We start from the raw sequence: 13,069 nt of genomic DNA, 5'->3' as shown, positions 1-13,069 counted from the left end.
GAAATAATCTTAAATTACTTAGTTAATTTAGCTATGATATACTCTCTATTTACATATTCTCCTGCTTTACTCTCTACAAGTTCATTTTTATCTATCAATTCGATAGACGTAAATGGCACTTTACTTGCTAAAGTTTTAATTTTATGTGCATCATATAGTTCAAAATGAGAATCTACAAAAGGCAATGTTTTCATAAAACTCATACTGGCAAAGGTTATAGAACATGTACCTCCTACTTTTAAAACCCTATACATCTCTTTTAGTAAAGAGGTTGGTTTTTTCCAAAAATAAAGTGTATTAACAGTCATTATTTTATCAAAAAAAGCATCTACAAAAGGAAGTGTATTCCCATCATAAAGTGTAAATTCTGATTGATTTTTTTTGATAAATTCTGTATTATTCTTCTCTGACTCAGCTTTCATTGATTCTGAAATTTCTAACCCAAAATAAGATATTTTTGTTGCTTGTTTTAGAATTTCAGAGATATGATTACCATTACCATGCCCTAATTCTAATACTTGATCATTCTTCTGAAGATCTAAATTATAAATTGTACTAAGAATCATTCCCGAATTTGTATGATTCATTTTTTCTGCAACCTCTAGCCCAAAATCTCCTTTTGGACAGCTTAATTGAGATGCTAGTGCTTTTAATTCTTTTTCGGTCATCATTCTATATTATTTACTAAAAATCAATTAATTACACGTACTGCACAATGCTACGTAAATTGATAGAGGACATTATCATATGTTTCTGGTTTTTTATATTCTCGTGTGCTGCTTTAATTACATATTAAGTTAAAAAAAAGGTTGCTTAAAAGTTATCATTCCTCCTTTATCTGTCTTCACTTTTTTTGACCAACCCTCCTTCTATAAAAACAATAACTTCTGTATCTTTTAAAAGTCTACTTATAAACAATACTTTTATTTTGATTGTTCTTTTCTTATTATTATAAAAACACTCTTCTAACAAAATTGTTAGGAGAGTGTTTTTTATTAAAAATAAATAGACTAGTTAGTTATTTTAAAAATCCCTTTAAGAGCCAATCCTTGTACTTTTGCACCTTTAGTTGCTTTAGCAGTCTCTGGATCTACAATATATACATGTGTTTCTCCTGTATCTGCATTTTCGCCATTCTTGCCTATAGCTTCTCCTACACGACTACTTAAATATGCTTTTCCTCCTTCTACAAACATAGGTGAAGTGTATCTGTTCGCATGAGCTGGTACTCCTTGTACATCAGTTATCGTTTTGTTAACCAAATCAAGAATTACTAATTTAAAGAAGCTTCCTTGTTCTTTAAATACTCCCCATGCTCCTAGAGTATCATCTAAAACAATTCTACCAACAGCCTTACCATTTCCTACATAATCCATCCAAAATAGTTTTCCTCCGTTTGCTGCTTTTTCTACATCAAAAAAATAGTCTTTATCAAATTCTGAGGATCCATTTTTAATTCTCAAAATCCCTGAAGGTTTTGTAGCACCAGTAACAGCAGCTGTATTAGATGATGAGGAGAAAGAATATATATCACCATTTTCAGTTTTTTCAATACCTGTACTATGCCCATTGATACCTATACTACTAGTTCTGTCATCTTCAATTAATTTTTCTAATTTAAATTCTGGATATTTAAGAACTGCTACATATGCTTTATTTACTCCAACAGGAACATATTTTCCATCAGGAAAAAGTTTGTGATAAGAAATAAAAAGTTTTCCATCTCTTAGTACCATTCCTGTTACCCAAGGGATGTAAGCAGGATTAGTTTTAGTTCCATCTCCCATACTACTATCTATAGGATGTGTCTCTATTTTTTTTACTGCTCCTGTTTCTGCATCTACAACATAAAAACTTCTATCTGGTACTGAAGTAGCTTTAGGGTCTGCTAATGCAGCACTTAATTCTACTGCAAGTAATGTTTTGTCATCAATCGCAGCATAATTATCTAAAGTGGATGCAAAGGAAAAGTTTGCTTTTTCTTTTAATTTCCCTTTCTCATCTAACTGATATGCTATGCATTTATCATCTTTAGAATATCCCGCAGTAAAAACGGTGTTTTTTACACTATGAAAAAATCTCCATCCTTTTAGAGGGATTCCTTGTCCTTTTACCGATATTTCACCAGTAGTAAGAGACTCTAGTGATGGTAATTCTAAAATATAATCTACCGCGGCTGCCTGACCTACAGGAGTTGCCTGAAAACCTACTACATATTTAGAAATAGATTTTGATTCTGGTTCTGGTTTTGGTTTTGAAGGAGTTATTGCTTCATTATCGTCGCTACTACAGGAAATAGTACCTATAGTAATTATACTACAAAAGAGTAGGTATTTAATTGTATTTATGATTTTCATTATGACTGTGATTTTATAATTAGTGTTCTTGTTAATTTGTTAAATAGTATCTTAATTTTACATAGAAAGCTCTACCTGGTTGTTGTATATCAAAATTATCATACACTTTAGCATCCAATATATTTCTAGCTTGTAAGGATATATTATAGGTTCCTTTCTTAAAAGAATATCCTAACTGAGCATTATGTGAAAATTGCTCTAATATTTTAAATCTATCCTCTGGATTTCCCTCTACATAGGAGTCTAAAGGGTATTCATGTACATAATAAGAACTCCAAGATATTGATAGCTGATCTTCTATAGAAAATAAATCTTTTAAATTATATCCAATACTAGCATTACCAAATAAATATGGGATGTTTGCAATTCTTTGATTTTGTAAAGAGTTTGATCCTGTACTTTTTCCAACACCGCGGTCTATAATATTTTGATACGTTGCATTTAGGCTTACAAACAAGGCATCATTATATATAGCTTTGATTTCTCCTTCTGCTCCAGTACTTCTGGCATCTGCAGTATTAAAAAACCTAGAAAAAATCCCTTGTGACTTAATAGCTATAAAGTTTTCTGATTCTCTAAGAAAAATATTCGAATCAAAACTCAGTTTAAATTTATGAATAGTGGCTTTTAGGAGAAATCCAAGATTAGCATTATAGCTCTTCTCTGGTGATAGTTCTGGATTTGATTTTAATAACAGTCCATCCCCAAATACTTCATATCCTTCAGGGATTCTAAATGTCCTCTCAAACGATCCTTTTATCTGAAAATAGTCAGAGAATTTATACGTTGATGCAAATCCATATCCTAACTCTTCTAATGTGTTATTCGTTTTTGTAAAACGTTCTGTTTCTTCGTTAACAAACTCATCTTCGATAATCGCTTCTGAGTTTAGATAAAATCCCTTAACAAATAGTGTAGTATTCCACTTTGTATCTAATAAACTCATATCATATGATAACCCAAGTATGTTTTTATCTAAAATATGAGGATCCTGAAAAGCTACTCTAATTTTTTTTGCAGGATCTTTACCTGTTCTTTTAATATAATTTTTAGTGTAATTAAAATTAAGTGTACTATAATCGCTAAGTTTATAGTTCACAAAAGCATTAATGATATGTGTATCATCTTTAAATTCAAATAGGCTTTTATTAAATTCAAATTCTCCTAAACTTTGATCCACTCTCTCTTCAAAACCTCCAAACCAATCATATTTTCGTGCAGAAGTATCTACTACTTTATCATTATTCTGACCTATGGAAGCATAGAGTTTTACTTTTAATCGTTCTTTGAGCATATTTGCTTTTTCAAAAATGATTGATGCATTAATCACATCATTTTTAGTAAACACTTCTCCAAAAGGATTTTGTGGATCTATAGGATGCTGTATCTCATTTTTATTCGCAGAGGTAGTAATTCCTACCAATAATCGATCAGCAAAAGACTGATCTACTACTCCTGCTTTTACAGTAATCATCTGAGAATTATATGCATCATGAAATCGTCTTACATTATTAAGTCTAACCCCAGTATCGTTACCTAATGCATCTCGTACTTCGATATCATCAATTTCATAATCATTATCAGAATAATTATAAAATGATGATAGTTGTACTGTAAATCCTTTTTTGCTATAATATTGTCCATTTACTGTAGCCCGATGTGTATTAAAAGATCCTACATCATAGGATATATCTAAGAAATCATTTCTGCGCTGATTCGTTATAATATTTACAGCACCTCCTAGAGCATCGGCTCCTAGATAAATCGGCACAACACCTTTAAAAACTTCTACTCGATCTATTAAGGTGGCAGGAAAGTTATTAAGAGACAACGAACTCCCAAAATTCTCTAAAGGAATACCATCCATAAAAAATTTTATCTGTTTCCCTGACAAACCATTCATAGAAAACTCAAAATCAGATCCCAATCCTCCTTTCTGTCGTATGTTTACTCCAGGAATTGTTGTTAATATAGCATTGATATCAGCGCTTACATTTTTAAGCTCTTTAGTTTCTATAACCTCTACTTCAAAGGCTTTTTCTCTTGTTTTTTGGGCTTTAGATTTTCCTTTTACAATAACATCACTTAATTGTTTAATATCTTCTTGTAATACAATAGTTATAAATGTAGTTTTTGAATCATCTACTTCTATTTTTTTTATATGATCCTTAAAACCTATAAAGCTAGTTTTTAAAGTATAAACTCCAGAAGGGGTTTCTATTTTGAATTTCCCATCAAAATCACTTACTGTCCCTTTGTTTTTTAATTCTAGCACCTGTATAGAAGCTTCTGTAATTGGATTAGAGTTTTGATCTAAAACTACTCCTGTTATGCTATACTGAGCATTACAAACTAACATTCCAATAAACAGAAAAAACAAAAAACTATTTTTTCTAAAAATATACACTGACATTACAATTTTTGTTAAACAATTTAGTTAGACATATATTATTATTTATATTTGATCTAAATAAATTTAATTGCAAAATTACTATCTAAGGAAAGAGAAAAATGACGCATTATGGATAAAAAAAGACGCAATAAAAAATTCTCAAAAACAATAAAAGTAGATTTACAAAACAAACCTACCTTACATACTATTACTGCGCCAATTACTACACAGGAACACTGTGGAATACTTACTAAAAAATTTCAATTTCTACCAGAACATGGTAATGGATATTTTGAATATACTAGTTTTGATGGACTACAGGTAGGTTTTTTTGATGTTTCGCTAAAAAAGGATCTTAGCATTTATGGTAGTTATACTATCAATGTTCTGGAACTCTCTTTCTTAATTGATGGAGAACAAATCATTAAAATTGATGGAAAATCTAATGACCTCATTTATGAAAGTCAGGAAAGCTATCTTGTATACATATCCAAAATTTCTGGAACTATACAGTATCATAAAAATAAACACTTAAAAGAAATTAAAATTAGGATGGATCCTGATTTTATCAAAAAACACAGGCTTGATATAGAATCCGGTATTCAAGAAAAATATGCTTTAGAAAATCTTGAAAAAAATTTTACTAAACCTTTATGCAACAAAACTCAGGAAATATTGGCAGAATTACTAACTGATACTCGCCAAGGATTGTTAAAACGTCTATTCTTAGAATCAAAAGTATTAGAATTATTATCACTACAATTGGATATAAAAAATAATTCTAAAACAGATACCTCTACTCCTGATAATCTTATCAAAAAATTATATGAAGTTCAATTTATTATCAGTTCAGATCTAACCATACAATACTCTCTTAATGAATTAGCGCGTATGGTAGGGCTTAATGATTTTATGCTTAAAAAAGAATTTAAACGAGTTTTTAACACTACAATCTTTGAATATGCACTCAATCTAAGAATGACTAAAGCAAAAAAATTGCTAAAACATAGTAAAAAACCTATTTATGAGATTTCAGAATTAGTTGGATATAAAAATTCTACTCATTTTACAGCTGCTTTTAAGAAAATAGAAGGTATTACTCCTAAAAACTATAGACAAAAAGATTTAGAATCGATAAAATAGCATGCTCTGCTTGATCCAACTGATGCAATACATAAACTTAATGTATCTGATTATCTTCTAGAATAGTATTATACTCTTCCTGAAATAAAACTCCTAATACTAATTCTTCTAATCCATCTAAAATCTCTGGAGTTAACTTAAAATTAATTTCTGCTTGAGGAGTATTACACTTTATTGTTTTGTAAGTCCCTTGTTTATTACATTGATCGCATTGGCACCCTTTTCTAGCTGACCGAATAACAAGCAAGAGCGATTGTAATTCTTTAGTATCCATCAAAATAGCTATATCTCCTATCTGTAATTGTATTTTGGGTTCTGGTTTATCTTGTTTTTGAGAATTCTTTATAGTGTAAGCTGCTCCTGTGCTATTATAATATAATGGGTCTAAAATATACATGTCTTTAAATTTTAAGTATTCAAATTTATTACATTATTTTTATTTAGAATAATTAAAAATAATATATTTTTGTACTATTATTAAATTATGATTATTATGAAAAAAATTGGTTTATTCTACGGGTCAGATACAGGATGTACTGATGACATCACTAAAGATTTTGTATCTCTTTGGGGTGCTGATAAATTAGATGTGAGAGAAATAGGAGATGTATCTAAAGAAGATTTTGAAGAATTTAATATTTTCATTTTTGGACTATCAACATGGTATGATGGAGATTTACAAAGTGACTGGGAGGCTTTCTATGATGACTTTACAGAAATTGATTTTACAGGAAAAGTGGTTGCTATTTATGGATTAGGAGACCAAATAGGTTATGGAGAATATTTTGTAGATGGTATTGGCATACTGGCTAAAATTGTTATAGAAAATGGAGGTAAAATTATTGGTCATTGGCCTATAGAAGGGTATCGATTTACCGATTCTGTAGCCTTAATAGAAGAAAAAGATGATCATTTTTATGGACTTGCCATAGATCATGATAATGAATCTCAATTAAGTGATGAACGTTTAGAAAAATGGATTGATCAGATACGGGTAGAGTTAAAACCCTTTATAACAGAAGAATATATTACTGCATAATATTTTATATAGTTTCTAAAAGTTGGGTAGTATCATCAATATACGTAATGTATAATACTATACTACCCAAGTCAATAAAATTATTTTAAAGAATTAATTGTAGGATTAAAAAAACATTTTCTCACTATAATTCTAGTTTTGCTTTTCTGGTTTGAGCATTTACAAGAATTTCCATTTTTCGAAGATCAAATACATCTGTTTTCATACATGCTTCTACCCATAAATCTGTAACTTCCAGAAGTTCTTTTTTAGCTAATGGAAAAACAATTTTTTTGCATTGTATATGGTGATATTCAAAATTAAATTGCTCTATAATTTTTGAAACAAAATCATATAACGATATAACCTCCATGTATTTTTTTGATAATTTTTCTACTAACCCTAATGATTCTAAATATCTTGCTGTATATGTCTTTCCTCTTTTTAGGATTATATCAGCATCTGCAGTATTTAATTTTCTATACAGCAAGCTATATGCTCCCATCCCAGGGAATAAATTAAATTTATTTTCGGGTAAACAGAATTTAACTTTCTCCTCTGCTATAATAAAATCATGGGCTAATGCGCATTCAAACCCTCCACCATATGCGTTTCCTTCTACTAATGCTATAGTAATGGCTGGAAGCCCAAAAGAGGTATAAATACTATAAATTGCATCAATACATAAATGAGCATAGGTTGATAAATTGTCTTTATTCCCTGATTTAATACTCTCTAAGAAAAAACCAAGATCTCCTCCCATATTATAAATCCCATCGTGTTCTGATCCAGAAACAATGAACTTAAGAGGACGATCTGGATGTGAAAAATATTCCTTTACCCAAACTGCAAACTCTCTAAATTCTTGAAGGCCTTTTAAACAAAAATTTGGTACCCCTGTATCTCTGATTTTCCAAAACAATAACTCATGATCTCTAAAATATTCTACAGTAATACTATCAAATTGTCTCATAATACTATAATTTTTGGATTGTCATTGTATTCTTTTCTATAGTCTGAGTCTTCGCTTTATTTGGCGAAAACAACCTATCTAATATTAATCTTTGAATCATTAATGTTAAAATGACATATAATAAGATTAAAATTAGCACTCCTGTAATACCAAATTGTTGATAGCCTAATATTCCCATACCCCAACAAATAATTATCCACTGAGTCATATATATCGTAGTCACTCGCTTACTACAGTAATATAAAAACTGAAAAAAATTATTTGGTTTTATCTTAGAGACCAACATATTAGCAATCCACATTATTACTAAGTTAAATCCTGCTAGATAAATAGTTCCTCCTGGACCAAGGTGAAAATAATCCCCAAAGTGATACTCATAATCATAAAAACATAATCCTCCTCCTATTATCATTAAAGCAATACCTGCAAAAAGCATTCTTTTAAATATATAAGCATTACTTTTATTTTTCTCTTTATACCACATCCCAAAAAACATCCCTATAAGTATAAAAGAAAACCAAGGAAATACAGCAAAATATACATTCCACTCTGCTCCCCAAATTAAGTCTAGAATATAATCCACACCTACTATCCCTAATCGGAGACCATGCACCTCCTTGGTTACTACAGCTATCATTAATGCTATTAATAATGGTATATACTTATTTTTAGAAAACGTATTGATAATACCCATAAAGAGTAAGGATACTCCTGCTAATTGAAGTATATCTCCTGTCCCTAACATATAGATCATATTATCTATGGTAGCAGGAGCTGTCCAACCATAGGCTTCTATAAAATTATCGGGCATAGTACCTATTAAAACAGGGAGGACAAATTTTAAGAAATTCATAAGATATCCTGCTGCCAAAATATATAAAGCCCGTTTTATAGATAAAATAATGCTTTGATTTCTGGATAATGTAAAGGATACCCCCATAGCAATTAAAAACATTGGGGTTCCTTTACCTATAAAATGTACACTTTCTCCTAACCATGTACTAGTCTGTGTGGGGATATCTCCATATATCCAAAGTGTGTGTACAATAATTACCATTAATACGCTAAAACCTCTTGCAAGATCAATAGCCAAAACTCTTTCTTGATTTTTCATTAGTTCTACTGTTATACTATCTTTTTGTGTGTTTGTTTTATTATTTCATCTTCTATCCAAGCTTCGGACCTGTAATCACTTGCTTTTTTACCTCCATCGATATGATTCCAACCTGGGTACATAAACAAATATTTTATTTTATCAGACAGTTTAGATGCTGTTTTCATATCGTTCCAGAGTTCTTTCCATAGCACTATCTGAATCTGCCATAAACTTTCGCTATCGATACTGTCTCCCATTAATCCATATACTGGTTTTTCATCATCTAATTCTACTTGTAGCGTTCCAAAAATTTTATCCCAAATAGAAAAAGTCTCTCCATAATTAGTATCTAAATATTTATGATTTTTAGCATGATGTACTCTATGTAATGAAGGACTAATAAATATTTTTTCTAGCCAAGAATGTTTTCCTACCAATTTTTCACTAGCATGCTCATATAACCCATATAAGTTAGCAACTAATTCAATTATAAAAATCATGAAGGGATCAAACCCTAATAAAGGAAGCCATAATATAGTATGCGGCATATGTAAAAAAATAAGAAATGATCCTCGTACTGCTACTGTTAGTTTCATTTCTTCTGCGGTATGATGCACCCCGTGTATACACCAAAAAAATCGAACCTTGTGCCCTATGTAATGCAACAGATAAAACATAAAATCATATAAGAGGTATGCTAACACCCATATATACCATTCATATCCTAAAGTAAATAAGCGATATTCATAACACCACATCATCACTCCTAGAATCACCACTTTTCCTAAAAAAATATATGGAATGGATTCTAATATATAGGAGACTATATTGATAACACCTTCTTTATGACTCTCTATTTTTTTTGTTATAAATAAAATAGTCCATTCTATAACTACAAGAACGATAATAAGAATTCCCGAAATACTCTGAAATTTATCTAACCATATTTGAATTGTCTCCTTCATATCTTTTAAAAAAACAGGTTACAGATTTTTTTATAATTATGATTTAATTTTTTGGATAATAGTTTTCGTTTTCTACTCCGCTCTTTTAATTCTTCTTTTGGATATCCCATATAAAGAATCCCTAAGCTTTTTTCATTTGGTGCCAGTTCTAATGATTCATTACAATATTGTATTGTCGCCTCTGCAGTATCCCAATAACAGCCGATCCCCCTAGCAGTACTTGTAAGCCACATGTTTTGCACTGCACAGGAGATTGCTGCAATTTCTTCCCATTCTGGTATGTCAACGTTCTTACTACGCTGAAAAACTATAGCCAACATCGTTGCATTTTTTGGATATTCTAACGTATCTTGATATCTAGACTCAGGGAACTGTTTTTTTGATAGATGCTTTTTATAAAAATCAAGCATGTATTGCCCTAGATCTTTATGATGAGCCCCCATAAGAATTTCAAATCGCCAAGGTTGTGTCATTTTATGTGTTGGAGCCCAAAGTCCATTAGTTACGATCTCTTCTATAATCGAAAGTGGTATCTCTTTATCTATAAAAGAAAAAGCATATGTTGATTTTCTTGATCTGATCCATCGACTTATAGGATGTAATTTTTCTTTAGTTACTCCATTACTACGATCTTCTATATATCCTAATTTTGTATTCATTTTATATCGTGCTTACAACAGGTGCTGGTATTCTATTATTACGATATACTGCTATAGGATTAGTAAGAGTTCCGATGAGTTGTAAACTTTCTATCGGAGATGCCAGATTTAACATTTGCTTGGTATTATTTAATTGTAATCGATTAAGGCAGCATCTCTCGAATTCTGGTTTAAAAAGATCATATTTTACAAATTTTGCTTCTAATTCAGGATGATTTCTCTGATACATATGTATACAGTCTGCTACTAATTTCCAGAATGATTCCTCAGGGTATTCTCCATGTTCTGCAAGTATATCTGCCATAAACCTAAAAAAGCAGTCAAATACATCTGTAAAAATTGATAGGACTTTCATCTCATCAGAAGTTTCTGTATATAACCGTTCTACATGCTCTGGTAATTCTAATTCTGAGTTAAAAACAATAACTTCTTCTGTAATATCTTTCATTATCGCTTTTACAGGAGCGTGATCCTCCATAACCATTATTAGATTCTCCCCATGTGGCATAAATACTAACTCATATGCATAAAAGCAATGTAATATCGGGCTTAAGTAGCATTGTAAATAGTTCTCTAACCAGATAGTTGTATCAAAAGAAGATGCTTTTATCAGCTCTGTTAGTAATGGAGTACCAGTACTATCTACATGTAAAAATGCAGCCATTGTCATCAACTTTTGCTTTCTTTTTATTTTAGCGATAGGTGATTCTCGCCATAATGCCGAAAGCATTTTATTATGAGCATTCGTTTTACCTAAAACTTCGTACGTAAGATTTCGATATCCAACTGTAGCAACTTCACCTAACATTGTAAAACCGACCTCATTAAGATAGTTATCATCTGCAAATAAATCAGTAATCCAAGCAGTAATACTGGGTGTACTTTGCATATAATACGGAGACAGTCCTCTCATAAATCCCATATTTAAAATTGAAAGGGCTGTTTTTGTATATAGCTTATCAGGGGTAGTAGTATTATATAATGTTCTAATAGATTGCTGTGCTGAGTAATGATCTTCACTGTTTCCTAAAAAAACCAAATCCAAGTTTGCTATATCAGCTGCAAAAATATGCAGTATCTTATTATTCCACTGCCAAGGATGTACAGGTATAAAAATATAAGACTCTATATCTAATCCTAAATCTTCTAATATATTATTGAATTTAGCAATGGTGGCTACTCCTAATTCTTTATGCATTAAAGCATTATAATCAAATCCTTTTACAGCAGTATATGTTGCTTTACTTTGATGTCCTGCTAACCATATGATCTGAAATGGATGGTCTGCTTCGGGAGCATATTTAGTATAATCTTCTGCATCAAAACCTATTCTTCCGTTATTCGCTACAAAACATGGATGCCCTTCTGTCATAGCATGTTCTATATCCTGAAAACTGCTTTGTACCAAATCCTCGGCAAACTGTTTTTTATAATAATCTTTGTATGCTGCTCCAGATAATGTGCTCGTAATTTCTTCGAGATAAGTAGGTAACAAATCTTCTGGAATACCTAATGTCTGTCTAAATTCTAAAATAAAATGTACTGCATCTATCGTTGTAAGCTCTCCATTTTGTTTTTTTAGGATAGAATCCGCATCAATATTCCAGTGATCTAAGCTTCGTTTTTTAGCCTTAAATTCGTAAATAACTTCTGGTACATCAGAGACTAAAATATATTTCCCCCAATCTTTTCTTTGATGTTGGAGCTCTGGTTTTAAAAGTAATTCATGAGTGAATTCGCTAATTGCTTTTTTTACTAAAGCTTTATTTACTTTTTCCCAAATTTCAGGTTTTAAATGAGTATGGTTAATCTCTGTGTTTGTTATATGATCTATGATATTCATCAATTTTAATTTTTGGGAATATTATTTTTATGTTCTTCCGCTTTTACAGCATTATGATATGATACTCTCTCACAGAATGCTAATGCTGCTTTTTTATGTGGTAATTCTACTTCTTTATGATATACAAACCCTGCTTTCTTATTAAGTATGTGAATTTTATCATTTCTCACATCTGGTTCTACTACAATACGGTCTACAGTAGGATTACTAAATAAGTAATCTAATATCGTTGTAAATACATGCCATGTAAAATTTGGAATTCTTTTTTCTACAGGACTTACCAAAATATGCATTCCATAATCTCCTAATTTAGCATCATAGTATTCTGATATGGGATCTTTTAATACCTGATAACGCTCCATTAAAAAGATAGGTTCATTATTTAACAGCCCTATAAAAGTATCGTGATGCTCTGTTTCTATAATTTGTTGATAAGCCTGTTTTACTTCTTCTAAAGTATGATCTTGCATTCCCCAATACGTAGCATACGGCTTCGTTACCCAATTATGGATTATTTCTATGTCATTTTCTATATCCAATAATCGTAAGCTTATATCTCCAAGACCTTTAATTGTTTTATAAAAAATAATAGACGGTCGTATCACAGCGTTATTCATAAACAG

Annotated in this window: 12 protein-coding genes; 2 read left to right on the top strand and 10 right to left on the bottom strand. The window is 30.7% G+C overall.

What is annotated here, in order from left to right:
- Positions 1–14 precede the first annotated feature (14 nt).
- From N456_RS00175 to N456_RS00165, 3 genes are all read right to left on the bottom strand, one after another.
- The gene (locus N456_RS00175; protein ID WP_082422379.1) at positions 15–671 is read right to left on the bottom strand and encodes a class I SAM-dependent methyltransferase; all 657 of its coding nucleotides are present in this window, start codon (positions 669–671) and stop codon (positions 15–17) included.
- A 339-nt stretch (positions 672–1,010) separates the two neighbouring features.
- Positions 1,011–2,357, bottom strand: a complete 1,347-nt coding sequence (locus N456_RS00170; protein WP_062052649.1) for a DUF4374 domain-containing protein — start codon at positions 2,355–2,357, stop codon at positions 1,011–1,013.
- A 31-nt stretch (positions 2,358–2,388) separates the two neighbouring features.
- On the bottom strand, positions 2,389–4,770 hold the full coding sequence (locus N456_RS00165) for a TonB-dependent receptor (protein WP_082422378.1): 2,382 nt from the start codon (positions 4,768–4,770) through the stop codon (positions 2,389–2,391).
- Between the two features lie 108 nt (positions 4,771–4,878).
- Between N456_RS00165 and N456_RS00160 the strand changes: the two genes are divergently transcribed.
- Complete coding sequence (locus tag N456_RS00160) at positions 4,879–5,892, top strand: helix-turn-helix domain-containing protein (RefSeq protein ID WP_148639121.1); 1,014 nt, start codon at positions 4,879–4,881, stop codon at positions 5,890–5,892.
- A gap of 37 nt (positions 5,893–5,929) precedes the next feature.
- Here N456_RS00160 and N456_RS00155 read toward each other — a convergent pair whose 3' ends face one another.
- Positions 5,930–6,289, bottom strand: a complete 360-nt coding sequence (locus N456_RS00155; RefSeq protein ID WP_062052646.1) for a hypothetical protein — start codon at positions 6,287–6,289, stop codon at positions 5,930–5,932.
- Positions 6,290–6,385: 96 nt separating this feature from the next.
- On the opposite strand from N456_RS00155, the gene N456_RS00150 reads away from it, so the two are divergent.
- Positions 6,386–6,931 carry a flavodoxin gene (locus tag N456_RS00150; RefSeq protein WP_062052645.1) on the top strand — a complete coding sequence of 182 codons (546 nt, stop codon included), beginning with the start codon at positions 6,386–6,388 and terminating at the stop codon, positions 6,929–6,931.
- A gap of 124 nt (positions 6,932–7,055) precedes the next feature.
- Here the strand turns inward: N456_RS00150 and N456_RS00145 are convergent, their stop codons facing one another.
- The 6 genes from N456_RS00145 to N456_RS24785 are packed head-to-tail and all read right to left on the bottom strand — an operon-like array spanning position 7,056 to position 13,063.
- Positions 7,056–7,883: a crotonase/enoyl-CoA hydratase family protein gene (locus N456_RS00145; protein WP_062052644.1), complete on the bottom strand. Its 828-nt coding sequence runs from the start codon at positions 7,881–7,883 to the stop codon at positions 7,056–7,058.
- 4 nt (positions 7,884–7,887) lie between these two features.
- Entirely contained in the window at positions 7,888–8,997 is a 1,110-nt protein-coding gene (locus N456_RS00140) for a heparan-alpha-glucosaminide N-acetyltransferase domain-containing protein (protein WP_062052643.1), read from the bottom strand.
- Positions 8,998–9,008: 11 nt separating this feature from the next.
- A complete protein-coding gene (locus N456_RS00135; protein WP_062052642.1) occupies positions 9,009–9,944 on the bottom strand; it encodes a sterol desaturase family protein in 936 nt (311 codons plus the stop codon).
- A 5-nt stretch (positions 9,945–9,949) separates the two neighbouring features.
- On the bottom strand, positions 9,950–10,603 hold the full coding sequence (locus N456_RS00130) for a nitroreductase family protein (protein WP_062052641.1): 654 nt from the start codon (positions 10,601–10,603) through the stop codon (positions 9,950–9,952).
- Position 10,604: 1 nt separating this feature from the next.
- On the bottom strand, positions 10,605–12,446 hold the full coding sequence (locus tag N456_RS00125; protein WP_062052640.1) for an IucA/IucC family protein: 1,842 nt from the start codon (positions 12,444–12,446) through the stop codon (positions 10,605–10,607).
- Between the two features lie 5 nt (positions 12,447–12,451).
- A complete protein-coding gene (locus N456_RS24785) occupies positions 12,452–13,063 on the bottom strand; it encodes a GNAT family N-acetyltransferase (protein WP_062052639.1) in 612 nt (203 codons plus the stop codon).
- Between the last annotated feature and the right edge of the window lie 6 nt (positions 13,064–13,069).

Origin of the sequence: Aquimarina longa SW024 (assembly GCF_001401755.1) — a bacterium.
Taxonomy (GTDB): domain Bacteria; phylum Bacteroidota; class Bacteroidia; order Flavobacteriales; family Flavobacteriaceae; genus Aquimarina; species Aquimarina longa.
This window is presented reverse-complemented; position numbering and strand designations above follow the sequence as displayed.

What these genes read in the sequence shown, in the direction of transcription:
- N456_RS00175 (WP_082422379.1), bottom strand. Translation starts at nt 671, where the DNA reads ATGATGACCGAAAAAGAATTAAAAGCACTAGCATCTCAATTAAGCTGT.
- N456_RS00170 (WP_062052649.1), bottom strand. Translation starts at nt 2,357, where the DNA reads ATGAAAATCATAAATACAATTAAATACCTACTCTTTTGTAGTATAATT.
- N456_RS00165 (WP_082422378.1), bottom strand. Translation starts at nt 4,770, where the DNA reads ATGTCAGTGTATATTTTTAGAAAAAATAGTTTTTTGTTTTTTCTGTTT.
- N456_RS00160 (WP_148639121.1), top strand. Translation starts at nt 4,879, where the DNA reads ATGGATAAAAAAAGACGCAATAAAAAATTCTCAAAAACAATAAAAGTA.
- N456_RS00155 (WP_062052646.1), bottom strand. Translation starts at nt 6,289, where the DNA reads ATGTATATTTTAGACCCATTATATTATAATAGCACAGGAGCAGCTTAC.
- N456_RS00150 (WP_062052645.1), top strand. Translation starts at nt 6,386, where the DNA reads ATGAAAAAAATTGGTTTATTCTACGGGTCAGATACAGGATGTACTGAT.
- N456_RS00145 (WP_062052644.1), bottom strand. Translation starts at nt 7,883, where the DNA reads ATGAGACAATTTGATAGTATTACTGTAGAATATTTTAGAGATCATGAG.
- N456_RS00140 (WP_062052643.1), bottom strand. Translation starts at nt 8,997, where the DNA reads ATGAAAAATCAAGAAAGAGTTTTGGCTATTGATCTTGCAAGAGGTTTT.
- N456_RS00135 (WP_062052642.1), bottom strand. Translation starts at nt 9,944, where the DNA reads ATGAAGGAGACAATTCAAATATGGTTAGATAAATTTCAGAGTATTTCG.
- N456_RS00130 (WP_062052641.1), bottom strand. Translation starts at nt 10,603, where the DNA reads ATGAATACAAAATTAGGATATATAGAAGATCGTAGTAATGGAGTAACT.
- N456_RS00125 (WP_062052640.1), bottom strand. Translation starts at nt 12,446, where the DNA reads ATGAATATCATAGATCATATAACAAACACAGAGATTAACCATACTCAT.
- N456_RS24785 (WP_062052639.1), bottom strand. Translation starts at nt 13,063, where the DNA reads ATGAATAACGCTGTGATACGACCGTCTATTATTTTTTATAAAACAATT.